The organism is Tessaracoccus terricola, assembly GCF_054776555.1.
In genome coordinates, this window is the sequence record NZ_BAAHBS010000005.1 from 1053625 (window position 1) to 1076422 (window position 22798).

A 22798-nucleotide genomic window follows, 5' to 3' on the forward strand; every position below is an offset into this window, starting at 1 on the left:
GGCTCAGCGCACCAGTGCTGCGTGGATGGCCACCAGCGCCTCTGCGAAGTCCTCCGGGGTGTGCAGCGGATCCTCCCAGCTGCCGATCGGGCCCTGCAGGCGGAGGCCGATGCCGCTGTGCTCGTCGTTGAGCACGCAGTTGGGGGCCTCGACCTCCTGCATCTCAGAACTGTCCCCGTTCGAGACGTAGTAGGTCTCCACCGCGCAACGGACGTCCCCCACGGTCACCTGGCGCTGGCCGAGGTCCCCGGGCACCTGCGCGGCGTCCGGCAGCCAGGGCAGGGGCGGTGCGAGGAAACCGTTCACAATGCTGAGGCGCACCGCCATCGCCCCGTTGGAATCGACGTAGCCCACCTCCGCGCCGTCGCCGCCGTAGGCGAAGCGGTGGTTGGCCAACTGCTGCTCGAAGTAGGCGTCGAACCGGTCCTCCAACTGCCTGCCCATGGCCCGGGGCTTCAAGTCCTCGCGCTCCAGCCCCAGCACCTCGTCGGGGAAGGTGTCCCAGGCGACCGGCAGTGGCTCCGGATCCCCGCCACCGAGCAGGAACCCAGCCGCTGTGATGCACGCCCCGGCGACGATGCCGGCGATCCCTGCGACGAGCAGCCCGCGCGACGGTGACCGGGGTGGATCCTCCTGCGCCACGCCGTCGGCATCGAGGAGTACGACTTCGGGTCCCTCTTCCCGGTCCGGGTGGGCTGGTTCGAGCATGCCCGCCAGCCTAGCCGTCGGCCCGTCGCCAGTCCTCTAGGCTGGGCCGCATGGACTCACCCGCTGTGCGCGTCGTCATGGCCACGCTGTTCACCATGGTGCTGGTGGTGGCGGTGTTCATCGTCGCGGGGCTGACCGTGGGCAACGCCATCGGCCGGTTGGGCATGGTGGTGGTGCTCATGGTCGCCGGGATCGGCGGCTGGGTGCTGGGCGCCAAGCTGTTCCGGGTGAACCAGCGCCGCTGAACCTCGCGCGGGTCAGTTCGCGTTCTGGTTCGTGACCGCGATCGCGACGTTGTGGCCACCGAAGCCGAACGAGTTGTTCAGGGCCGCCAGGTCACCCTCGGGAAGGTCCCGTGTCTCGGTGGCGACGTCGACGCCCAGGCCTGGCTCGAGCTCGTCGACGTTGATGGTGCCGGGAACCAAGCGGTCGTGCAGCGCCATCACCGTGGCGAAGGTTTCCAGCGCACCCGCCGCACCCAGGAGGTGGCCGGTCATGGACTTGGTGCCGGTCAGGATGGCGGTGGTGTCGTCGCCGAGCGCCTTGCGGATGGAGCCGGCCTCCGTGGTGTCGCCCTGCGGGGTTGAGGTGGCGTGGGCGTTGACGTGCACGACGTCGCTGGGGGCCAGGTCGGCCTCCGCGAGGGCGCGCTTCATGGCCAGGGACTGGCCGTAGCCGATCGGGTCCGGCTGCACGATGTCGTGGGAGTCAGCCGAGATTCCGGCACCGGCGAGCGTGCCGTAGATGCGCGCACCGCGGGCCTGGGCGTGCTCGAGGGTCTCGATGACCATGAGGACGGCGCCCTCGCCCAGGACGAAGCCGTCACGGTTCACGTCCCACGGGCGCGACGCGCGCTCCGGCTCGTCGTTGCGCCGGGACAGCGCCTGCATGTTGGCGAACGAGGCGATCGGCAGGGGATGGATGACGGCCTCGGTACCACCCACGACGGCGACGTCGGCGCGCCCGAGACGCAGCATGTCGATGCCCAGGGAGATCGCCTCGTTGGACGAGGCGCAGGCGGACACGGGGGTGTGGATGCCGGCGCGGGCACCCAGGCGCAGGCCGATGTTCGCCGCCGGGGCGTTGGCCATCAGCATCGGGATGGTGAAGGGGGACACGCGGCGCGCACCCTTGTCCTTCTGCACGTCCCACTGGCCGAGCAGTGAGTGCAGGCCGCCGATGCCGGTGGCGCAGGCCACCCCCAGCCGGTCACGTTCAACCGGGTTGTCCTCCTCCAGCCCGAAGCCGGCGTCGCGCCAGGCCTCGAGGCCGGCAACGAGGGCCAGTTGCGACGAGCGGTCGAGGCGCCGTGCCTCGACGCGGTCGATCAGCTCGGTGGGCTCGACGGCGGCGGAGGCCGCGATGCTCACCGGCAGTCCCTCCACCCAGTCCTGGGTGAGGGTCTTCACGCCGGAGCGGCCCGCGAGCAGGCCCTCCCACGTCTCCTTGGCGGTGCCGCCGAGGGGGGTGGTGGCTCCGAAACCGGTGACGACTACGGTGGTCGCGCTCATGTCTGGCTCCTGGTTGGGTGAACGGCTGGGGGTGAGGGGTTCAGCTTGCGGCGCGCTCGATGTAGGCGACGGCGTCGCCCACGGTCTTGAGGTTCTTGGAGTCCTCGTCGGGGATGGAGACGCCGAACTTGTCCTCGCAGGCGTAGATGATCTCGACCATCGACAGCGAGTCGACGCCCAGGTCGTCGACGAAGGACTTGTCGAGCTGGACGTCCTCGACAGCGACGCCGGCGACGTCGTTGACGATCTCGGCGAGGTCGGTACGGATTTCTTCGGTGCTTGCCATGGGTGGCTCCCTTTCAGGTGGTTGGGTTTGTGATCAGGGTAGGACGATGGTCTGGCCGGCGAAGACCAGACCCGCGCCGAAACCGATGATCAGTGCGGTCTGACCGCTGGTGGCCTCGCCCGATTCGAGCAAGGTCTCCATCGCCAGCGGAATGGAAGCCGCAGACGAGTTGCCCATGTTGACGATGTCGCGTGCGACGACGACACCCTCGGGCAGCTTCAGGTGGCGCAACATCGAATCGGTGATCCGGTTGTTCGCCTGGTGGGGGATGAAGACGTCCAGTTCCTCCGGCTGCAGTCCCGCAACCTCGAGCGCCTCGAGCGTCTTGCCCGCGATGTAGGTGGTGGCCCACTTGAAGACGGCTCGCCCCTCCATGTGGATGTAGGGCGGCTCACCGCCGCGGTCCTCGCGCCAGTCGTCGATCTCGATGACCTCGTGCTGGTCCGGGTTGGATCCCCACACGACGGGGCCGATGGCGGGGGTCTCGGATGGGCCGACGATGACCGCACCCGCGCCATCGGAGAACAGGAACGCCGTGGAGCGGTCCTTGATGTCGATGAAACGGGACAGCAGCTCGACGCCGATGACCAGGACGTGCTTGGCCTGGCCGGTGCGCACCATGGCCTCGGCGGAGGCGACGCCGTAGCTGAAGCCGGCGCAGGCAGCGGAGATGTCGTAGGCGGCGGGGTTGCCGGGCAGGCCCAGCTCCGCGGCGACGATGGTGGCCAGCGACGGGGTCTGCTGGAAGTGCGAGACGGTGGAAACGATCACGCCGTCGATGTCTTCGAGCTCGATCCCGGCGCGCTCGATCGCCTTGCGGGCGGCGTCGGAGGCGAGGGAGACGGCGGTCTCGTCCTCGGTGGCCCAGCGGCGCTCCTTGATGCCGGTGCGCTGCGTGATCCACTCGTCGGTGGAGTCGATCATGGTGCACATCTCGGCGTTGTCGACGACGCGGCTGCCGCGAGCACCTCCCACCGACATGATGCGTGCGTACTGCGCGCCCTGCGAGGTCTTGATGGTCAACTGGGTCTCCTCAGGCTTCCACGGGGGTGTTGCCGGCGTGCGCTGCCACGAAGGCGCGGGCGTCGTCGATCTGGTCGGGGGTGTTCAGCGAGAAGAGCCCGACGCCCTTCAGGTTGCGCTTGGCGATCCCGGTGAGCGTACCGGATGGGGCGAGTTCCAGGAGTCCCGTGACGCCGTGTCGCGCCATCGTCTCCATGCAAAGGTCCCAACGCACCGGGTTGGCGACCTGGGCCACGATCCGCTCGAGCACCTCCCGGCCAGCGGCCACCAGGGCGCCGTCGCGGTTGCTGAGCAACTTGGTAACGGGATCGGCCACCGCTACGTCGGAGACGACCTGCTCGAGGTGTGCCACGGCGGGCTGCATGTGGACGGTGTGGAACGCGCCGGCGACGCTGAGCGGAACCAGCCGTGCGCGTCGCGGGGGCTCCGCGGCCAGGGCGTCGAGCTGCTCGACGGTGCCGGCGGCGACGATCTGGCCGCGGCCGTTGTTGTTGGCGGGAGTCAGGCCCGCGCGATCGATGGCGGCGAGCACGTCCTCGGGCTCGCCGCCAACGACCGCGGTCATGGAGGTGGGCCGGGCCGCGGAGGCCTCGGCCATGGCGCGTCCGCGCTCACGGACGACGACGAGGGCGTCGGTGTCGGAGATCACGCCGGACAGTGCGGCTGCGGTGAGCTCACCCACGGAGTGGCCCGCCAAGAGCGTGTCCCCGGTGAAGGCGTCGGTGCCTTCGAGGGCCAGTGCGGTCACGATCCCCGCGGCGACCAGCAGTGGTTGTGCGACGGCCGTGTCACGGATGGTGTCCGCGTCCGCCCGGGTCCCGAACCGGGCCAGGTCCAGCTCGCTGGCCGCGGCCAGGGCCCCGAGCTTCTCGGCGAAGCGGGGTTCGGCGAGCCAGGGTGAGAGGAAGCCGGGGGTCTGGGCGCCCTGACCGGGCGCGACGATTGCAAGCACGGTTCTACTGTGCCCGCCGAGGGGTCGGAAATGCCGGATCGAAAGGCACGAACTTCTCAAGCACCGGTTTGTGGGGTTCCCACAAGGCGTCCCAGGGTGACGGCCATCCGCAGGACGTAGGCCTCGCGGGCGTCGGTGGGGTTGTACCCGGTGATGTCCTGGATGCGCTTCACGCGGTAGCGCACGGTGTTGGGGTGGATGAACAGGGCCCGCGCCGTCGCCTCCGTCGACGAGCCGCTGTCGAGGAAGCCGACGCAGGTTTCCAACAATTCCTTGGAACCGCGCAGTGCGCCGTAGATGTCGTGGGAGAGGGTGCGGCGGGCGTGTCCGTCGCCGGCGAGGGCACGCTCGGGCAGCAGGTCCACCGAAAGCATGGTGCGGGGACCCTCGGGCCACGCCTTCGCTGCGCGGAACCCGGAGGCGGCGGCCCGGGCCGATGCCGGTGCACCGGCGAGGTTCTCCGCGACGGGGCCGACGATGACGTTGCCCTCTGCGAAGTGGTCCTCGAGTTGAGAGATCAGGTCGCAGGTCTCCACCGGGTCGGTGACGCGGGGGCCCCCGAAGATGCACACGAGTCGGTCACCCTGGGGTGCGGCCAGCATCTCGAGCCCGAGATGACGCGCAGCGCGTCGCAGGTCCTCGATGCGGGCCTCCTTCGGAGCGCCGGCGATGGCCACCACCACCTTCGACGAACTGGGCCATCCCAGGGTGGAGGCGCGGGAGAGGACGGATTCGTCGGTCTCGGCGCGGACGACGGCGTCGACGACGGTGGCCTCGATGCGGGAGTCCCAGGCGCCCCGGGCCTCGGCCGCCCGGGCGTAGATGGCGGCCGCGCCGAAGGCGATCTCGCGGGAGTAGTGAACGATTCCGAGCAGCAGTGCCTGACGGTCCCCGCGGGGAAGGAGGTGCTGGATCTGTTCCTCGACCACCTCGGTGGTGGTCCGGACCAGGTCCACCGTCTGCCGGAGGGAGATGCGGCCGGCCATGGCCCGCGGCGCGGCGGCGAAGACGGACTCGGGCTCGAAATCCTCCCCTGACAGCCAGGTCACGAAGCCGTCGATACCGCTGCGGGCCAGCACGTTGATCCAGGAACGAGACTCGGCGTCCAACTCGGTGAACCACTCGTGTCTCGATTCCATCGCGGCCAGCGTCGCCGTGTTCATCGTCGCGGTGGTCGCCCGGAGGCGTTTCAGGATGGCCGAGCGGGTGCGGCTGGATCCAATCTGTGCGGGCAGGGTGCCCGCCCTCGGGCGCTGCGCAGAGTCCATCCCGACAGACTAGTGGCTACGGCCGGGTGGTGAGTCAGCGGCGCCGCGGGCCCTCGTGCACGAGACGCTTGTCGACGATCGTGGTGACCGGGTTCTCCCAGTCCTCGCCCTGCCAAGCCTTCACGCCGGAGACGACGGTGAGCACGAACCAGGTGATGCCCCAGATGCCAGCGAGGAAACCGAGGTGGAAGATGCCCGCTGCGATGCCGAGCACTGCACCGAGGACCCAGGCGATCACCTGGAAGTTCAGTGCCTTGGCAGCCTCGCGCTTGACTGCAGTGCCCTCGCCGGAGAACAACCAGACGGCCCCGGGGCCGAACGGCCCGAAGGGCAGGGCGGACAGGTGCGTGAGTCCGGCGACGGTCCCTTCACCATGGCTGCGGGACACCGTGGAGGAGTCGGTGAAGCCGGGGTGGATGACGGGCGGCGTAGCCGGGGCGAACGGTGACTGGAGTCGGGTGCTGCCGAGGCCCTCGAGGCACTGGTTCAGCTCGAGGCGCGTCCGTGCGTCGAGGGCGAGCTCCAGACGGCGTTCGAGGTTGGGTTCGTCGAGGCGCCCGTCGGCATAGGCGGCCTGGATGGCTGTTATGGCGGCGTTGCGTTCCTGGTCCGAAACGCGGAGGTTGGTCGAGGGGCTCATGCATCCATGGTTCCCTTCGGAGCGCCGCAACAACATTGGGCATCCCCCTGAGCTGACCCGGGGCGATCCCCGAGGGTGCCACCGATCCGGGACAGGTCCTTGACCATTTCAAGTTCCCGCTGGGCCGGGTTGTTCGGGTACGGCTGCGTCCCCCCGGTCTCGCTGAACCCGGACCGGGCGTAGAACCGGCGGGCCGCTGTGGCGTGCTCGTGGACGTCCAGGAACAGCCGCTCGTGGCCCCGCCCCCGCACCCAGTCCTCGACGGCCGCCAGCAGCTGCTCGGCGACGCCGTGTGAGCGAAAGCCGGGGGAGACGAAGACCTCGAGGAGCCAGATCCTTGCAGGCTCGTGGCTCAGGTACTCGCGGGCCCCCATCTGGCCGCGCCAGTTCCCGTCGGGGCCAACGGCCACCACGAGGACCGAGTCCTCCCACACTGCGGACGTGAGCCTGGCGCGCCAGCGGTCGTCGTCCCAGAGCTGCGCTTCGGCAAGGCGGTCGGAGAAGGCCTCGGGCGCGTCGCCCAGCATCTCGAGACGCAGGCGACGCGCCTGTTGCCACTCATCGGGACGTGCCCGACGGATGACGAGATCCATTCAGCCCTTGACGGAACCCGCCAGCATGCCGCGCACGAAGAACCGCTGCAGTGCGAGGAACACGATGACCGGGACCACCATGGAGATGAACGCACCGGCGCTGAGCAGGTGCCATGACGACCCCCGCGAACCAGCCAGTTCCGCCACACGCACCGTCAGTGGGGCGACGTCCTTGCTGCCACCGGCGAACGTCAGCGAGACCAGGAGGTCGTTCCAGACCCACAGGAACTGGAAGATGCCGAAGGACGCGATGGCGGGCACCAGCAGCGGGAGCAGCACCCGGAAGAAGATGCGGACGTGGCCCGCACCGTCGACTCGGGCCGCCTCGATCAGCGAGCGCGGGATCTCCTTCATGAAGTTGTGCAGGAGGAAGATCGCCAGGGGCAGCGCGAAGATCGAGTGGGACAACCAGACCGTCCAGAACGAGCCGGCCAGCCCCCAGTTGACGTAGGTGGTCAGCAGTGGGACCAAGGTCACCTGGATGGGGACCACCTGGAGTGCGAACACGGCCACGAACAGGATGTCGCGCCCCGGGAACTCGATCCAGGCGAACGCGTAAGCCGCTACCAGCGCCAAGGTGATCGGGATGACCACCGCCGGGATCGTGATCACGAACGAGTTCAGGAAGAACGTGCTCAGGTCTGTGCTGGAGCCGAACATGGTGGTCTCGTAGTTGTCCAGCGTCAGTTCCGGGTTCGTGAACCAGGTCCACCAGCCGGTGCGGCGGATCGAGTCCTCGGGCCGGAAGGACGTGATGAACAACCCCAGCGACGGGATGGTCCACAGCAGCGCGAGCACGAGGGCCAACGCGGACGCCCATGGCGACGAGAGCTTGTTCTTGGCCTCGATGGCCCGCTTCTCTGCGCGTGTCAGCTTGCGGGTCGTCTCATCCAGTGCCTTGGCAGTGGTGATGGTGTCGTCGCTCATCGTTCACCCTCCGAAATCCGCATCTGGCGCACGTTGTAGATCACGATCGGGATGACCAGGATGAACATGATCACGGCCAGCGTGGCTGCGATCCCGTTGTTTCCCTGGGTGAACTTCTGCGTGTAGAACTCGTTTGCCACGACGGAGGTCTGGAACTGGCCACCAGTGGCCGTGCGCACGATGTCGAAGACCTTCAGGGTGGCCATCGCGATCGTTGTTAGCACGACAATCAGAGCGGGTCTGATCGATGGGATCGTCACGTTGAAGAACGTCCGCAACCCAGTGGCACCGTCGATCGACGCGGCCTCGACGATCTCGTCGGGAATCGCCTTGATGGAGGCGGACAGGATCGTCATGGCGAAGCCGGTCTGGATCCAGATCATGATCAGGATCAGGAAGAACGTGTTCCACGGCGGGTTCAGGAGGAACTGCTGGGGTTCGAAGCCCATCCAGACCAGGAACTGGTTCAACAGGCCTGTCTGGTTCACGTTGGCCGGCTTGTACTCGTACATGAACTTCCAGATGATCGACGCACCGACCATGGAGATGGCCATCGGCAGGAAGATCAACGTCTTGGCGAACTTCTCGAATCGGGTCCGGTCCACCAGGACGGCGTACAGCAGACCGAACACCGTGGACAGCAGGGGCACGAGGATGGTCCAGGCCAGCGTGTTGAGGAGGATGACCTGGAAGCTCGGCTCGGTGAGTACCCTGACGTAGTTCTCCCAGCCGACGCCCTCTCGGCCAGCCGCGTCGTTGAACGAGTCGATGATGGTTCTGATGCCCGGCCACAACAGGCCGAACACGAGCATCAGGACGGCTGGGGCGAGGAAGCCGACGGCGGGCAGCCACTTCGGCAACTTGTCCGAGGCGAAGAGGATCAACGCCATCACCGCCGAGAAGAGCAGGACGGCAAACACCATCACTGCGATCTTCTCGGCGGGTGACGAGGCGTTCAGCAACCAATCCATCGGATTTGGTTCCGGTTCCGGTGGATCAGCTCGGCCAGCTGGCCGCGATGGCGTCGAGTACCTCCTGGCCGTCCTTGTCGAGGGCGATCCAGTTGGTCATCTCCGTCCAGAAGGAGCCGGAGCCGACTGCGCCGGGCATCAGGTCGGATGCGTCGAAGCGGAACACCGTGTTCTCATCGGTCAGCAGCTGGAAGGCGAGCTGGTCGATCGGGGACTTCAGGTTCGCGGGGTCCAGTTCCTTGTTGGCGGAGAGCCAGCCGGGGGTGGAGACCAGTGCCTTCTCGTTCGACCACTCGGGCGAGGTCAGGTAGGCCTGGAAGGCGGCGACCTCAGGACGATCGCTGAACGCGGTGGCGAACTCGCCGCCGCCCAGCATCGGAAGGGTGTCGGTGGTACGGCCCGGGAGGTAGAAGGCGAACACGTCGCCATCCTCGGCCACGGTGGTGCCCTCCGGCCAGTTCGCCTGGTAGAACGAGGCCTGGCGGTGCAGGAAGCAGTTGCCGTCGAGGATGGGCAGGCCGGCCTCGCCGAAGGGCGTGGTGGCGATGCTCGCGACGTTGCCGAGGCCGCCGTTGACGTAGTCCTCGTTCTTCAGGATGGTGCCGGCCATGTCCAGGGCCTCGAGCACCTTCGGGTCGTTGAACGGGAGGTCCCCGCTGACCCACTGGTCGTACTCCTCAGGGGTCACTGTCCGCAGCATCATGTCTTCGAGCCAGTCGGTGGCCGGCCAGCCGGTGGCGCCACCGGACTCGATGCCTGCGCACCAAGGCTTCACGTCAGGGTGGTCTGCGATGATCTGGTCGCTGAGGGCGATGAGATCATCCCAGGTCTCGGGGATCTCATAACCATTGTCGGCGAAGGCCGACGGGGAGTACCAGACGAAGGACTTCGCGTTGGCACCCACGGGGACTGCGTAGTAGGTGCCGTCGACGGTGCCGTAGCCCTTCCACGCTTCGTTGAAGAACTCGTCGACGTTGGCCTCGGCGGCCTCGGAGACCGGCACCACCGCGTCGGGGAACCGGTCCACGAGAGTGGCGAGCAGGCCCGGCTGAGGGATGTAGGCGATGTCCGGGGGGGAGCCGGACTCGATCTTGACGGGGAGCTGGGCCTCGAACTCACGGGACCCCTCGTAGTTCACCGTGGCTCCGGTGCACTCCTCGAACTTCTTGTACGAATCGATGTGGGGCTGGTCCTCCGGGCTGACGATCGAGGTGTAGACGCTGATCTCGGTGCCGGAGAGGTCGCCGTAGGTCTCGAAGGCGGCGCAGTCGGTGTCTCCTCCGACGGTGGTCCCCTCGCCACCCGGATCAGCATCTCCGCTGCAGGCGGCCACCAGCAGCAGCGAGAGACCCGCAACTGCCGAGGCAGCGAGTCGGTTCTTCTTGTTGAACATCTTTGTCCCCTTCCTGAAAAAACTTGTTGGATCCCATGCAAGCCCTCTTGGAGGGTCTCTGGCAAGGGATGAAACGGCCCAACGTGGTCACGATCCTGTAACAAAGTCTCTGCAAATTTGCAGGGCTGGAGAGGGTGTTCTTGGTACGAAGGTGTTGGCACACCGTGGGTGGCGCTAAGTTTGGATGTGTCTAGCGTGCGCGAACGGTGTGCGTAGTCGAACAACGAGAGGACTCACGTGACTGAAGAGGCCGGGCCGATCCTCAACGGGCTCCCCACCAATCTTCCCGACACCGATCCTGACGAGACTTCCGAATGGTTGGAGTCCCTCGACGGCGTCATCGAGCACGGCGGGCAGAACCGGGCCCGTTACGTGATGCTCAAGCTCCTCGAGCGGGCGCGCGAACGTCACATCGGCGTCCCCTCGCTGACTGGCACTGACTACGTCAACACCATTCCCGCCTCGGAGGAGCCCAACTTCCCGGGCGACGAGGACCTCGAGCGCAAGATCCGGCGCCTGCTGCGCTGGAACGCCGCCATCACGGTCCACCGTGCCCAGCGGCCCGGTATCGGCGTCGGGGGTCACATCGCCTCCTACGCCTCCTCGGCGACGCTGTACGAGGTGGGCATGAACCACTTCTTCCGCGGCAAGGACCACCCCGGTGGCGGGGACCAGATCTTCTTCCAGGGCCACGCCTCGCCCGGCATGTACGCCCGCGCCTTCCTCGAGGGCCGCCTCGAGGAGGCGGACCTGGACGGTTTCCGCCAGGAGCACAGCCACTACGTCGACGGTGAACTCCGCGCGCTGCCGTCCTATCCCCACCCGCGGCAGATGCCGGACTTCTGGGAGTTCCCGACTGTGTCCATGGGCATCGGCCCCATGAACGCGATCTACCAGGCCCAGTTCAACCGCTACCTGCACAACCGCGGCATCAAGGACACCTCAGACCAGCACGTCTGGGCCTTCCTCGGCGACGGCGAGATGGACGAGCCGGAGTCTCGCGGCTTCCTGCAGGTTGCCGCCAACGAGGAGCTCGACAACCTCACCTTCGTGGTCAACTGCAACCTGCAGCGCCTCGACGGACCGGTCCGCGGCAACGGCAAGATCATGCAGGAGCTGGAGGCCCAGTTCCGTGGTGCCGGCTGGAACGTCATCAAGGTGGTCTGGGGGCGCGGCTGGGACCCGCTGCTCGCCAACGACACCGACGGCGCCCTGCTCAACGTCATGAACTCCACCAGCGATGGCGACTACCAGACCTTCCGAGCCAACGACGGGGCCTACGTTCGCAAGCACTTCTTCGGACGTGACCCCCGCACCGCGGCCATGGTGAAGGACTGGAGCGACGAGGAGATCTGGCGGCTGTCTCGCGGCGGCCACGACTACCAGAAGGTCTACTCCGCCTACAAGGCCGCCACCGAGTTCACCGGCGCCCCCACCGTCATCCTCGCCCACACCATCAAGGGCTACTTCCTGGGCAAGCACTTCGCCGGCCGCAATGCCACGCACCAGATGAAGAAGCTCGCCCTCGATGACCTGAAGACGTTCCGTGACCGTCTCGACATGCCCGTCGACGACAAGGTCCTGGAGGCGGATCCGTACCGCCCGCCGTACGTCAAGCCCGCCGACGACGATCCCCGGATCCAGTACCTGCAGGAGCGCCGTCGCGAACTGGGCGGCTACCTGCCGGAGCGACGCGGGGACCGCAAGTTCATCTCACTGCCGTCTGAGAAGACCTACGCCTCGGTGCGCAAGGGCTCCGGCAACCAGGAGATCGCCACCACCATGGCGTTCGTCCGACTGCTGAAGGACCTCATGCGGGACAAGGAGTTCGCGCCCCACGTCGTGCCGATCATCCCCGACGAGGCCCGCACCTTCGGCATGGACGCGTTCTTCCCGACGATCAAGATCTACAACCCGCACGGCCAGAACTACACGCCCGTCGACAACGAGCTGTTCCTGAGCTACCGGGAGGCCAAGAACGGCCAGATCCAGCACACCGGCATCAACGAGGCCGGCTCGGTGGCCGCGTTCACCGCCGCCGGAACGTCGTACGCCACCCACGGTGTGCCGATGGTACCGATCTACATCTTCTACTCGATGTTCGGCTTCCAGCGCACCGCCGACTTCATCTGGGCGGCCGCTGACCAGCTGGCCCGTGGCTTCCTCATCGGCGCCACGGCGGGACGCACCACGCTCACCGGTGAGGGCACCCAGCACATGGACGGTCACTCGCCGATCATCGCCTCCACCAACACTGCGGTGGTGTCCTACGACCCGGCCTACAGCTACGAGATCGCCCACATCGTCAAGGACGGCCTCCAGCGCATGTACGGGGAGACGCCCGAGGACATCATCTACTACCTGACGGTCTACAACGAGCCGCTGGTGCAGCCGGCCGAGCCCGAGGGAGTTGACGTCGAGGGCATCCTGCGAGGCATGTACCTGCTGCAGCCCGGCTCCTTCGAGGGCGTCGGGGAGGACGCGCGCCGCGCACAGATCCTCGCGTCCGGCGTCGCCGTGCCGTGGGCCCTCGAGGCCCAGGAACTGCTCAAGCAGGACTACGGCGTCGTCGCAGACGTGTGGAGCGTCACCTCCTGGGGCGAGCTCCGTCGTGAGGGCCTGGAGAAGGACGAGGCCATCCACGCCGATCCGTTCGGCGAGCACGCCGACACCTGGGTGGAGAGCAAGCTCGCAGGCACCGACGGACCCGTCGTCGCCGTCTCGGACTACATGCGGGCCGTGCCCGACCAGATCCGCCAGTGGGTCCCGCGCGACTACACCGCGCTCGGCGCCGACGGCTTCGGATTCTCGGACACCCGCGCGGCCGCCCGTCGCTACTTCCACATCGACGGCCCCTCCATCGCCGTCGCCGTGCTGCAGCGCCTGGCCCGCCAGGGTGAGGTCCCGCAGGAGTGGGCCACGGACGCCGCCGTGAAGTACAAGCTGGACGACGTCACGGCCGGAACCTCCGGCAACGCCGGAGGGGATGCCTGATCTCAACCCCGAGGTGCACCACCGGACCAACATCTGGCAGGCTTGTCCACGTGGTACCTATCTGTGAAGGGAACGTACGGTGAGCACGGCTGACCATGACGGAGCCGACCCGCTCGGACTTGAACCTGGGATGGTTGTCCAGGAGCTCGGGTGGGACGAGGATGTCGACGCGGAACTGCGCGACGACATCATGGACATCATCGACGCCGACATGATCGAGGATGCGGTCGAGGCCGTCGACGTGGTGATCCTGTGGTGGCGCGAGGACGACGGTGACGTCGTGGACGGGCTGGTTGACGCCGGTACCGACCTCGCCGACGACGGCTACATCTGGTTGCTGACGCCCAAGGTGGGAAGGCCGCAGTTCATCGAGCCTGCGGCCATCTCCGAGGGCGCCACCACGGCAGGTCTGCAGCTGACCCGTTCGGCGAACGTCAGTGCAGACTGGCAGGCGCACCGGATGGTACGCCCGAAGGGCGCCCGTCGGTCCTGACCCCGGATCCACCACAACACCAATAGGAGCGCCATGCCGCGCATCGGAGTCCTGACCTCTGGCGGTGACGCACCCGGGATGAACGCAGCCGTGCGTGCCATCACACGCGCAGCCATCCACAGCGGGGCGGAGGTTTTCGCCATCCGCGAGGGCTGGCAGGGTGCCCTCGCCGGGGGTGACCACATCGTCGCCCTGGGATGGAGCGACGTCTCCGGGATCCTCAACAAGGGCGGCACCGTCATCGGCACCGCCCGCTCCTCGGAGTTCAAGGAACGCCAGGGGCAGCGGCGGGCCGTGCGCAACCTGGTGGAGCGCGGCATCGACCGTCTCATCATCATCGGCGGCGACGGCTCCCTCACCGGCACCCGCGAGCTCAGCCTCGGCTGGGGTGGGCTGCTCGATGAACTCGTCGAGGCCGGCGAGATCACCCGGGCGCTGGCCGACGCGCACCCCGCCCTGCACGTCGCCGGGCTCGTCGGCAGCATCGACAACGACATGGTCGGCACCGACATGACGATCGGCACCGATTCCGCACTGCACCGCATCACCGACGCCGTCGACGCCATCAGCTCCACCGCTGAGTCCCACCAGCGCACGTTCATCGTCGAGGTCATGGGACGCCGTTGCGGCTACCTGGCCCTGATGAGCGCCATCGCCAGCGGCGCGGACTACACCTTCCTGCCGGAGTCGCCCCCGCCGGAGGGCTGGGAGGACCAGATGGTGGAGGTCCTGCACAACGGTCGCGCTGCCGGCCGGCGCGACTCCATCATCATCGTCGCCGAGGGCGCTTCGGACACCCACGGCAACGCGATCACCGCGCAGTTGATCAGTGACGTGTTGGCCGAGCGTGCCGGCGAGGAGGCGAGGATCACCATTCTCGGCCACGTGCAGCGCGGCGGCGTGCCCAGCGCCTACGACCGGTGGATGGCCACGGTCTGCGGCGTCGAGGCGGTTCGGCAGGTTCTTGCCGCCGCCGACGGCTCCGAACCTGTACTGGTGGGCGTCCACCGGGACCGGGTGCGGGCGGTCCCGCTCGTGGAAGCGGTCTCCGACACGCACGCCGTCGCCGACCACATCGCCCTTGGTGACTACCCGGCCGCCATCAGCGCCCGCGGCCAGGGGTTCGAGACGATGATCGACATCTACCGCACCGTCACCGAGGCCAGGCCGACCGTCGTCGACGCGGCAGGCTCCCGGCGGATCGCCATCATGCACTCCGGCGCGCTGGCGCCCGGGATGAACCCGCTGGTGCGGGTGGCCGTGCGCACGGGCATCGACCTGGGCTATTCGATGGTGGCGGTCGAGGGTGGCGTGCCCGGCCTGCTGGAGGGCAACTTCCGAGAGCTGGCCTGGGGCGACGTGGAGGGCATGGCCCACACTGGGGGCGCCGACCTGGGCACCCGCCGCTACATCCCGACGGACGCGGACCTCTACACGATCGCCCGGCGGATCGAGGAGCAGCGCATCGACGCGCTGATGGTGGTGGGCGGCTACCACGCCTACGCCACCGTCGACCTGCTGGAGCGGGAGAAGCGTCGCTACCCGGCCTTCGACATCCCTATCACAGTGGTTCCTGCGAGCATCGACAACAACCTGCCCGGCTGGCCGATGGCCGTCGGCGCGGACACGGCCCTGAACACGGTGGTGGGCGCCATCGACATGGTGCGCATGTCCGCCTCCGCCTCCCGCCGGGCGTTCATCGTCGAGACGATGGGGCGGGGCTGCGGCTTCCTGCCCCTGATGGGCAGCATCGCCGCCGGTGCGGAGAAGGCCTACCTGCCCGAGCTGGGCATCAACCTGGCGGGCCTTGAGGAGGACATCGCCGCACTGGTGGACTCGTTCCAGTCGGGGCGCAACTTCTACCTCGCGGTCATGGGGGAGAACGCCAGCGAGCACTACACCACCGACGTCCTGCGTCGGCTCTTCGACGCCGAGGGTGATGGCAGCTTCACCGTCCGCGCGAACGTCGTGGGCCACGTCCAGCAGGGCGGAGCGCCCTCACCCTTCGACCGGATCAACGCCACCCGGCTGGCCTGGAGCGCCGTGCATCGGCTGGACCGGCAACTGCAGGCGGGGGAGACGGGCTACTGGGCGGCCTCGGCCCACGCACCGGGATTCTTCGCGCCGCTGCGCGACATCACCGACGCCATGGACTGGGACAACCATCGTCCCCGGGAACAGTGGTGGATGGAGCTGCGGCCGGTCTTCGAGAGACTCAGCCGCCGCCCCGGCCAGGACTAGACGAAGCGCACCCAGCGGGCCTTGCCGCCGACGCCTGCCCGGTCCAGTTCCAACAGTGAACCGTCGTCGGCGACGCGGAACAGCACCGCGTCGGGGGACCGCTCGCCGACTGCCACCACGAGGGTGCCGTCGTCGGAGACGCCGAAGCCGCGGGGCTGCGTCGGGACCGGGGTGATGGCCGCCACCTCGCGGAGGCGACCGTCCGCGTCGAGGGCGATCGAGGTGATGGTGGAGGCGGTGCGCTCCGAGCACAGGAGGTAGTTGCCTGCGACGTGGACGTCGGCGCCCCAGCGCAGGTGGCCTGCGAGGGGGTCGGCACCGAAGCGGCTGTGCTTCAGCTCGGCCGCCGGGTCGTCGAAGCGGACGGACTCGGCGGTGGTGAGGGTGCCGCCGGCGGCGACGTCGAAGCGGATGGCCTCGGCGGAGAACTCGGTCACCAGGTAGGCGTTGGCGCCTGCGACGGTGACGTGCCGCGGGCCGCTGCCCTCCGGTCCGGCCACCGTCGCCGGCACCAGCGGTGTCAGGACCGCGTCGCGGGAGACCCGGTACTGGGCCACGAGGTCGTCGCCGAGGGAGGCCACGTAGACCACGTCGCCGTCGACGAAGGCACAGTGCGCGTTCGCGTGGTCGAAGCGGGCCACGGGCTCACCGAGGACGCCGTCGGCCACGTTCCACGCCGTCGTGTAGCCGGCGTTGTAGGACGCCCCAACCAGCACGGTGCCGTCGTGGGCGAGGTCCAGGGAGACCATCTGCCCGGCGTCGTCGCGGCGGGACACCTCGGACAGGGCGCCGCTGGTACGGTCCAGGCGCATCGTGACCACGGCGTGGGCGGCGGCGACGTGGACGAGGTCCCGGGCGCGGTCCACGACGAAGGCGCTGCACCCGTCCGCGACGGTGGACACCACCAGTTCGGAGAGTGTCTCGCCTTGGAGTGAGAGCGTGGAGATCGTGCCTTCGGCTGCGTTCGCGACAAGGACCAAGGAGTTCATGCCTCCAGAGCCTACTGGGCTGCCCACCGCCCGGCCCAGCCTCTCAGCACAGCGGGAGGCCGACTCCGAAGTTCGTGCTGGCCGAGCAGCTCATTCGGGTCAGGTCCCGCCGCGGCTGGTCGCCGACCCCGATCGAGTCCGGGATGGTGGTGCGGAGCATCAACACGTGCGAGTCGGTTGCTCGGCGGAGCAGGGTGAACGAGACCGTGTTGGCGAGGCCGTCGCTCGAGCGAACCCCTGCGAACCCGCAACTGACGCCCGAACCCTCCGCGGCCGGGACGCCCACGGGGCGGGCGAGTTGTTCGCTCGTGATCGCGAACTGTCCCTTCTGGGCCGCGACGAGCGCCTCGCAGGACGCGGTCAGGTCGGGATCCTGCACCAGCGTCAACGCCTGCAGGCGGGCATCCGACCCCGGGTCGCTCAGGCGCACCACCCGTCGGTCGCCCTCCACCAGGTCGTCGCCGTAGATGACCCAGCCGTCGGCGGCGGTGAAGGAGGTGTCGTTCAGTTCGACCACCCCAGCCGGCAGGGCTGTCTCGGCAGGCTCCTCCTCGGGGTCGGGAGGGGGCTGGGGTGAGTCGTCGGGCGGTGTGCTCGTCGGGTTCGGGCTTGGCAGCGGCGCACTGTCGGAGGCAGGCGGGGACGAGGGTGCGGCCGGTTCGGTGCTCTCGGCGGGCTTCGGTGCCGTACTGGCCTCGGACGGCGACGGGCTCGTCGCGAGGGCGGTGGCCGGCGGCGTCGGCTGCGTGGTGGTCGAACGTGGCCCGAAGGCGAGGTACGCGCCGCCGACGGCGAGCGCTGAGACCAACGTGGTTGTGATGAGGACGGCGGGGATCCGGGAGCGTGCTTGCGGCTCCTCGGGCTCGACGAGGGCGCGGCGAGGCTTCGTGCTGATGGCCCGCTCCTAACTCCCCAACTCCGTCTTACTGATACCGAGCGTACCCGCAGGGCATCGGCGCTACGGTTGCGGCACGGGCCTACGTGAGCAGTCGAGGAGGACATGTGAACGCTCCGGAGAAGATCGTCATCGTTGGTGGTGGCCTGGCAGGGGTCAACGCCGCGGAGGAACTGCGTGAGCGGGGCTACGGGGGCGCGATCACGCTCATCGCGGCCGAGGACCACCTGCCGTACGAGCGGCCGCCGCTTTCGAAGGGGGTCCTGCTGGGCAATGACCCGCCCGAGAGTGTCTTCGTGCACGACGAGCCCTGGTTCTCCGAGCACGACGTGGAACTGGTCGTCGGTGCCGCAGCGAGCGCCGTCGACCTCGCAGCGCGGACGGTGCGGGTGGGCTCACGTGAGGTCTCCTACGACAGGCTGCTGCTGGCCACTGGCTCCCAGCCGCGCCACCTGCGCGCCGTCGACGAGTCCGGCGCGCCCGGCTGCTACCTGCGCACCATCGAGGACTCCCGGGAGTTGAAGGAGCGGCTGAGGGGCCAGGTGCTGGTGGTGGGGGCCGGGTGGATCGGGCTGGAGGTGGCCGCGGCCGCTCGGCAGGTCGGTGCCGAGGTCACTGTCGTGGACCCGGCCGCGGTGCCGTTGGAGAAGGTCATGGGTGCCGAACTCGGCGAGGTGTTCGCGGGGCTGCACCGGGACCACGGCGTGGACCTGCGGATGGGGGCCCAGGTCTCCGAGATCTCCCACTCCGACGACGCCACGCACGTCCGACTCTCCGACGGGCACGAGGTTCGGCCGGACCTCGTGGTGGTGGGCGTGGGGGTGATCCCTGACGTCGCCCTCGCGGAGGCGGCGGGTCTGGACGTGGACAACGGGGTGCTGGTCGACGCCGGACTGCGCACCAGCGACCCGCACGTCTGGGCGGCGGGCGACATCGCCAACCATGACCACCCGCGCCTGGGCCGGGTGCGGGTGGAGCACTGGGACGTCGCCATCAACCAAGGGCGCCACGCTGCGCGTGCCATGCTCGGAGACGATGCCCCGTACGATACCGAGCCGTACTTCTTCACCGACCAGTACGACTGGGGAATGGAGTACGTCGGCCACGTCGGACCCGATGGCTACGACCGCGTCGTCACGACGGGCGAGGCGGCCGACGGTCTGCGGGCCTACTGGGTCAAGGACGACATCGTCATTGCTGCCATGCACCTCAACGACTGGGACGCGATCGGCGCCCTCCGCGAGACCGTGGGCGGTTCGCTGCCTGAGGGGATCTAGGAGCGCGCGGGCCGCTGCGAGGCGCGGACGTGGGCTCGCTCACCGTGCTTGCCGACGAGGCTGAGGTACTCCACCGGCCCTTCGCCGGTGGCTCCGAACCAGTGCGGGGTGCGGGTGTCGAACTCTGCGGCCTCGCCCGGCTTCAGGCGCAGGTCGTGTTCGCCCAGCAGTAGCCGCAGCGTGCCGTCCAGGACGTAGACCCAGTCATAGCCTCCGTGGGTGCGCAGTTCCGGCCGTTCGTTGTCGTCGCCCGGGGGCAGGATGAACTTGTAGGCCTGGATGCCGCCGGCCCGGCGCGTCAGCGGCAGGATCGTGGAGCCGCCCCAACCCTTGAGCGGCCTCAGGTTGACGCGTGGATCTCCCGTGGGCGGCGCGTCGACGAGTTCGTCGAGGGTGAGTCCGTATGCCCTTGCCAGCGGCAGCAACTGCTCCAGCGTCGGACGCCGCAGACCCGCCTCGAGCCTCGAGAGAGTGCTCGTCGAGATGCCCGTCTGCTCGGCCAGCTCGGCGAGTGTGACCTGCCGTTCCAGCCGGAACTTCTGCAGCCGTGGACCTACGGCGTCGAGGGTCGCACCGAGTTCTTCCATGCAGCCAGTTTGCCATTCGGCAACAAGGCTTGCATGCGATTCGCGCTGGGCGCAGTATCGAAGCCAATGCAACGGAAGGAGTGGTCATGGAACTGGACAACGAGCTGGTCGACGTCGCGGTGGTCGGAGGAGGTGCCGCCGGCCTGGCCGCGGCACTGACGCTGGCCAGGGCAAGGCGCAATGTGGTGGTGGTCGACGGTGGTCGGCCGCGCAACGCGCCGGCGGATGGGGTGCACGGGCTCCTCGGGCTCGAAGGAACCAACCCGCTGGAGCTGCTCGCGCGGGGCCGGGACGAAGTACGTGGCTACGGTGGCCGCATCGTCGACGGCGAGGTGATGCGAGCCGCCGCAGATCCCGTCGGTTTCGTACTCGAGTTGGCTGACGGGTCACGGCTGCGGGCGCGGCAGCTGCTGGTGGCCACCGGTCTGACCGACCAGCTCATGGACATCCCGGGGCTGGGGGAGCGCTGGGGCCGCGACGTCCTGCACTGCCCCTACTGCCACGGCTGGGAGGTGCGGGACCGCCGCATCGGTGTGATCGGCACCGGCCCGATGTCGGTGCACCAGGCGCTGCTGTTCCGGCAGTGGAGCCCGGACCTGCGGCTGTTCGTGCGCCACCTCGAGATTCCGGAAGAGGACGTCACGAAGCTCCGCGCCCGAGGGGTGGAGCTGGTCGAGGGCGAGGTTGCAGAACTCGAGGTCACCGACGACACACTGAGGGCGGTCATGATGTCCGACGGTCGTCGCATCGAGACCGATGCGGTGGTGGTGGCCAGCCAGATGGTGGCCAACTCCGGACCCTTCGCCGAACTCGGCCTGGCGGTCGTCGCCAACCCGATGGGTTCCTTGGTCGAGGCTGACGAGCTGGGACGCACCTCGGTGCCCGGGGTGTGGGTGGCTGGCAACGCCGGGGACCTGTCGGCCCAGGTGGGTGCCGCTGCAGCGCAGGGCACCCGCGTTGCCGCCCAGATCAACTTCCACCTGGTCAACGTCGAGACCGCCGAGGCCGTCGCGGCATACGAAGAGGGTGGCGCTGTGGCCTGAAATCACGAGCGGTGCAACACCGGTGACTCGCCGAGGTGGGCGCAGAGGGACTCGAACCCCCGACATCCTGCTTGTAAGGCAGACGCTCTAACCAACTGAGCTATGCGCCCGGCGCCCACCATTGTCGCAAAGCAACCGCCCTTGCGCGAACCGTGTCCGTCGGCGGCGCGTCATCCCCGGGAATCTCCATGGGCGGGAGGCGTATCGTCTGTGTCGCGGCGCTCGGGGTCCGTGGCCACCGTGCGCTGGACCTGGAGGCCTCGTCGTCAAGGAGTGGACATGTCCGAGCTGGATCGGATCGCGGATGCCATCAACACCTTGGGAGATTTCTGTGGTGTCCGGGACCTCGCCGAACCAACTCGGGCCGAGTTCCGACGAGTCACGGGGCTACCACGAGCGGACGTCCTGCTGTTCTTCGGCGGTACGCCGGTGGCGGGTCTCGAGGTGCTGGCCCAGTTGCTCTCCGACGGCGCCTGCGAGCGCTCCGTTCTCGTCGGGGGCCAGGGCCACACCACGCCGTCGCTGCGGGCCGCAGCAGCGGAGATGCTGGACGGCTGGGACCTGGAGGACAAGAGCGAGGCGGAGATCTACGCGTACCTGCTCAATGACGTCCACATGATGTCAGCGGACTTCCTGGAGCGGGAGTCGTCCAACATCGGGGAGAACGTCACCAAGACCCTCGAACTGCTGGAGCGCAACGGTGAGCAGCACCACAGCTACCTGCTGGTCCAGGACGCCACTCTGCAGCGTCGGATGCATGCGGTGCTGCAACTGCACCAGCCCGACGCCACCATCGTCGACTACGCGGCCTACCGGGTCCGCGTCGTCGTCCGCGACGGTGCCCTTGCCTACGACCAGGACGTCCAGGGAATCTGGCCCCTGGAACGCTACGTGTCGATGCTGCTGGGGGAGGTCTCCCGGTTGAGGGACGACGCCACGGGCCACGGACCCAGGGGCAAGGGCTGGCTGGCCCACGTCGACATCCCCGCGGAGGTCGAGGCCGCGGTTGCCGTACTCACGGCTGCCGGCCACGGCCCACGCCCCAGCGGCGACGACTGGTGGGGCGACGCCTGACCAGAAGCTTCCGGGACGACGGATGCGAAACGAGCCGGAGCGAAGTGCTCTGGCTCGTCTCACGTGCCCCGGTCTAGCCGGAGTGGCAGTAGCTGACGGTGTCGGCGAGGTCATGCGGGACCCCGGCCTTCTCGTAGAAGTCGCACAGCGGTGCGCCGCTCAGCCTGGTGCCATCGGCTTCCTTGGACCAGCCTCCGGACTTCTTGAGGTAGAACACCGTGGAATCGAACCAGGCGCCGTTTGAGTCCTGTACCGGGTACTGGAGGGCGAGCCACTTGGAGTCCACCTTGGATTGCAGGCAGAACGTGATGACCGCCGGCTCCTTGATGTCTGCCTTGAGCGTGGCCTCGCTGATGGCGCACTTGATCTGCTCGAGCTGGACGATGTTGTTGAACACCCACATGTTCATGTTCTGGTACTTGCCGTCCTTCAGGCCGGCCACCGTCGCCCAGATCTGGCTGCGGCAAGCGCCCTGACCGGTCCAGGCGGTGTTGCACTCGGTCTTCCACTTGCGGCCGCTGATCGTGTGCTCGCCGGGGGTCACGAGCGGGTTGCCCGGCTCCCAGGCCGAACGCGGGCTCTTCTTGTAGGTCAGGTTGTTGAACACCCACTGGTTCTTCTGGGTGAACTTGCCCGCGGCATAGGTGACCAGCGTGCCCCAGATCTTCGTCTCGCAACGGTCGACGACGGTCGAGTAGGGCGTGCAGTTGGTCACCCAGGTGCGGCCGTTGTAGGCCCACACGCCGGTCTGGGTGTAGACCTGCGTGGGCGAGGATGCCTTCTTGGTCTCGGCAGAGGCCTGGCCAGGGGTGACGGACAGGGTCCAGGCGATGCCCACCGCCAGGACCAGGAGGATGCGGATGAATCGGGAAGAGCCGCGCACTTTGAACTCCGGGGGGTTGGTGACTTTTCAGGTTTAGGCGCACTCTAGGC

Annotated in this window: 23 protein-coding genes and 1 tRNA gene; 8 read left to right on the forward strand and 16 right to left on the reverse strand. The window is 68.2% G+C overall.

The annotated features are described in order from the left end of the window. Nucleotides 1–3: 3 nt before the first annotated feature. Nucleotides 4–708: a hypothetical protein gene (locus ACYU7G_RS14805; protein ID WP_461109135.1), complete on the reverse strand. Its 705-nt coding sequence runs from the start codon at nucleotides 706–708 to the stop codon at nucleotides 4–6. 50 nt (nucleotides 709–758) lie between these two features. Between ACYU7G_RS14805 and ACYU7G_RS14810 the strand changes: the two genes are divergently transcribed. Then, nucleotides 759–953 (forward strand): hypothetical protein, encoded by a 195-nt coding sequence (locus ACYU7G_RS14810; protein WP_461109137.1) that lies wholly within the window; start codon nucleotides 759–761, stop codon nucleotides 951–953. Between the two features lie 12 nt (nucleotides 954–965). Here the strand turns inward: ACYU7G_RS14810 and ACYU7G_RS14815 are convergent, their stop codons facing one another. From ACYU7G_RS14815 to ACYU7G_RS14860, 10 genes are read right to left on the reverse strand one after another with little or no spacing between them, the layout of a single operon-like run. Further along, nucleotides 966–2219 (reverse strand): beta-ketoacyl-[acyl-carrier-protein] synthase family protein, encoded by a 1254-nt coding sequence (locus tag ACYU7G_RS14815; protein ID WP_461109139.1) that lies wholly within the window; start codon nucleotides 2217–2219, stop codon nucleotides 966–968. Between the two features lie 40 nt (nucleotides 2220–2259). Continuing rightward, nucleotides 2260–2505, reverse strand: a complete 246-nt coding sequence (locus ACYU7G_RS14820) for an acyl carrier protein (protein WP_143936555.1) — start codon at nucleotides 2503–2505, stop codon at nucleotides 2260–2262. 33 nt (nucleotides 2506–2538) lie between these two features. Continuing rightward, on the reverse strand, nucleotides 2539–3528 hold the full coding sequence (locus ACYU7G_RS14825; RefSeq protein ID WP_461109141.1) for a beta-ketoacyl-ACP synthase III: 990 nt from the start codon (nucleotides 3526–3528) through the stop codon (nucleotides 2539–2541). Nucleotides 3529–3538: 10 nt separating this feature from the next. Next, nucleotides 3539–4480 carry an ACP S-malonyltransferase gene (locus ACYU7G_RS14830; RefSeq protein ID WP_461109143.1) on the reverse strand — a complete coding sequence of 314 codons (942 nt, stop codon included), beginning with the start codon at nucleotides 4478–4480 and terminating at the stop codon, nucleotides 3539–3541. A gap of 56 nt (nucleotides 4481–4536) precedes the next feature. Beyond that, the gene (locus tag ACYU7G_RS14835; RefSeq protein WP_461109145.1) at nucleotides 4537–5748 is read right to left on the reverse strand and encodes a PucR family transcriptional regulator; all 1212 of its coding nucleotides are present in this window, start codon (nucleotides 5746–5748) and stop codon (nucleotides 4537–4539) included. Nucleotides 5749–5782: 34 nt separating this feature from the next. Further along, a complete protein-coding gene (locus ACYU7G_RS14840) occupies nucleotides 5783–6388 on the reverse strand; it encodes a DUF4870 domain-containing protein (protein ID WP_461109147.1) in 606 nt (201 codons plus the stop codon). Next, nucleotides 6385–6981, reverse strand: coding sequence for a GNAT family N-acetyltransferase (locus tag ACYU7G_RS14845; RefSeq protein ID WP_461109150.1), 597 nt, complete (start codon nucleotides 6979–6981; stop codon nucleotides 6385–6387). Before ACYU7G_RS14845 ends, ACYU7G_RS14840 begins: the two co-directional genes overlap by 4 nt. Further along, nucleotides 6982–7908, reverse strand: a complete 927-nt coding sequence (locus ACYU7G_RS14850; RefSeq protein WP_461109152.1) for a carbohydrate ABC transporter permease — start codon at nucleotides 7906–7908, stop codon at nucleotides 6982–6984. Beyond that, entirely contained in the window at nucleotides 7905–8879 is a 975-nt protein-coding gene (locus tag ACYU7G_RS14855) for a carbohydrate ABC transporter permease (protein WP_461109154.1), read from the reverse strand. The genes ACYU7G_RS14850 and ACYU7G_RS14855 overlap by 4 nt, the downstream gene beginning before the upstream one ends. A gap of 25 nt (nucleotides 8880–8904) precedes the next feature. Beyond that, nucleotides 8905–10272, reverse strand: coding sequence for an ABC transporter substrate-binding protein (locus ACYU7G_RS14860; RefSeq protein ID WP_461109156.1), 1368 nt, complete (start codon nucleotides 10270–10272; stop codon nucleotides 8905–8907). 237 nt (nucleotides 10273–10509) lie between these two features. Between ACYU7G_RS14860 and aceE the strand changes: the two genes are divergently transcribed. The 3 genes from aceE to ACYU7G_RS14875 all read left to right on the forward strand — a co-directional run bounded on the left by aceE (nucleotide 10510) and on the right by ACYU7G_RS14875 (nucleotide 16000). Beyond that, nucleotides 10510–13266: a pyruvate dehydrogenase (acetyl-transferring), homodimeric type gene (gene aceE / locus ACYU7G_RS14865; RefSeq protein ID WP_461109159.1), complete on the forward strand. Its 2757-nt coding sequence runs from the start codon at nucleotides 10510–10512 to the stop codon at nucleotides 13264–13266. A gap of 79 nt (nucleotides 13267–13345) precedes the next feature. Next, on the forward strand, nucleotides 13346–13759 hold the full coding sequence (locus tag ACYU7G_RS14870; protein ID WP_461109161.1) for a DUF3052 domain-containing protein: 414 nt from the start codon (nucleotides 13346–13348) through the stop codon (nucleotides 13757–13759). A gap of 33 nt (nucleotides 13760–13792) precedes the next feature. Beyond that, complete coding sequence (locus tag ACYU7G_RS14875) at nucleotides 13793–16000, forward strand: 6-phosphofructokinase (RefSeq protein WP_461109163.1); 2208 nt, start codon at nucleotides 13793–13795, stop codon at nucleotides 15998–16000. Here the strand turns inward: ACYU7G_RS14875 and ACYU7G_RS14880 are convergent. Together ACYU7G_RS14880 and ACYU7G_RS14885 are read right to left on the reverse strand one after the other, a co-directional pair. Next, nucleotides 15997–16989, reverse strand: a complete 993-nt coding sequence (locus tag ACYU7G_RS14880; RefSeq protein WP_461109165.1) for a lactonase family protein — start codon at nucleotides 16987–16989, stop codon at nucleotides 15997–15999. The genes ACYU7G_RS14875 and ACYU7G_RS14880 overlap by 4 nt on opposite strands. Nucleotides 16990–17032: 43 nt before the next feature. Beyond that, nucleotides 17033–17506 (reverse strand): hypothetical protein, encoded by a 474-nt coding sequence (locus tag ACYU7G_RS14885; protein ID WP_461109167.1) that lies wholly within the window; start codon nucleotides 17504–17506, stop codon nucleotides 17033–17035. Here ACYU7G_RS14885 and ACYU7G_RS14890 point away from each other — a divergent pair. Both ACYU7G_RS14890 and ACYU7G_RS14895 read left to right on the forward strand, forming a co-directional pair. Beyond that, complete coding sequence (locus ACYU7G_RS14890; protein ID WP_461109169.1) at nucleotides 17487–17897, forward strand: hypothetical protein; 411 nt, start codon at nucleotides 17487–17489, stop codon at nucleotides 17895–17897. The genes ACYU7G_RS14885 and ACYU7G_RS14890 overlap by 20 nt on opposite strands. Before the next feature lie 94 nt (nucleotides 17898–17991). Further along, nucleotides 17992–19161 carry an NAD(P)/FAD-dependent oxidoreductase gene (locus tag ACYU7G_RS14895; RefSeq protein ID WP_461109171.1) on the forward strand — a complete coding sequence of 390 codons (1170 nt, stop codon included), beginning with the start codon at nucleotides 17992–17994 and terminating at the stop codon, nucleotides 19159–19161. Here the strand turns inward: ACYU7G_RS14895 and ACYU7G_RS14900 are convergent. Next, the gene (locus tag ACYU7G_RS14900) at nucleotides 19158–19748 is read right to left on the reverse strand and encodes a helix-turn-helix domain-containing protein (protein ID WP_461109173.1); all 591 of its coding nucleotides are present in this window, start codon (nucleotides 19746–19748) and stop codon (nucleotides 19158–19160) included. The genes ACYU7G_RS14895 and ACYU7G_RS14900 overlap by 4 nt on opposite strands. Nucleotides 19749–19834: 86 nt before the next feature. On the opposite strand from ACYU7G_RS14900, the gene ACYU7G_RS14905 reads away from it, so the two are divergent. Beyond that, nucleotides 19835–20791 carry an NAD(P)/FAD-dependent oxidoreductase gene (locus ACYU7G_RS14905; protein ID WP_461109175.1) on the forward strand — a complete coding sequence of 319 codons (957 nt, stop codon included), beginning with the start codon at nucleotides 19835–19837 and terminating at the stop codon, nucleotides 20789–20791. Nucleotides 20792–20827: 36 nt separating this feature from the next. Here ACYU7G_RS14905 and ACYU7G_RS14910 read toward each other — a convergent pair. After that, nucleotides 20828–20901 (reverse strand) — tRNA-Val (locus ACYU7G_RS14910). Between the two features lie 169 nt (nucleotides 20902–21070). Here ACYU7G_RS14910 and ACYU7G_RS14915 point away from each other — a divergent pair. After that, nucleotides 21071–21865, forward strand: a complete 795-nt coding sequence (locus ACYU7G_RS14915) for a hypothetical protein (RefSeq protein ID WP_461109178.1) — start codon at nucleotides 21071–21073, stop codon at nucleotides 21863–21865. A gap of 73 nt (nucleotides 21866–21938) precedes the next feature. On the opposite strand, the gene ACYU7G_RS14920 is transcribed toward ACYU7G_RS14915, so the two are convergent. Next, on the reverse strand, nucleotides 21939–22748 hold the full coding sequence (locus ACYU7G_RS14920) for a hypothetical protein (RefSeq protein ID WP_461109180.1): 810 nt from the start codon (nucleotides 22746–22748) through the stop codon (nucleotides 21939–21941). Nucleotides 22749–22798 lie beyond the last annotated feature (50 nt).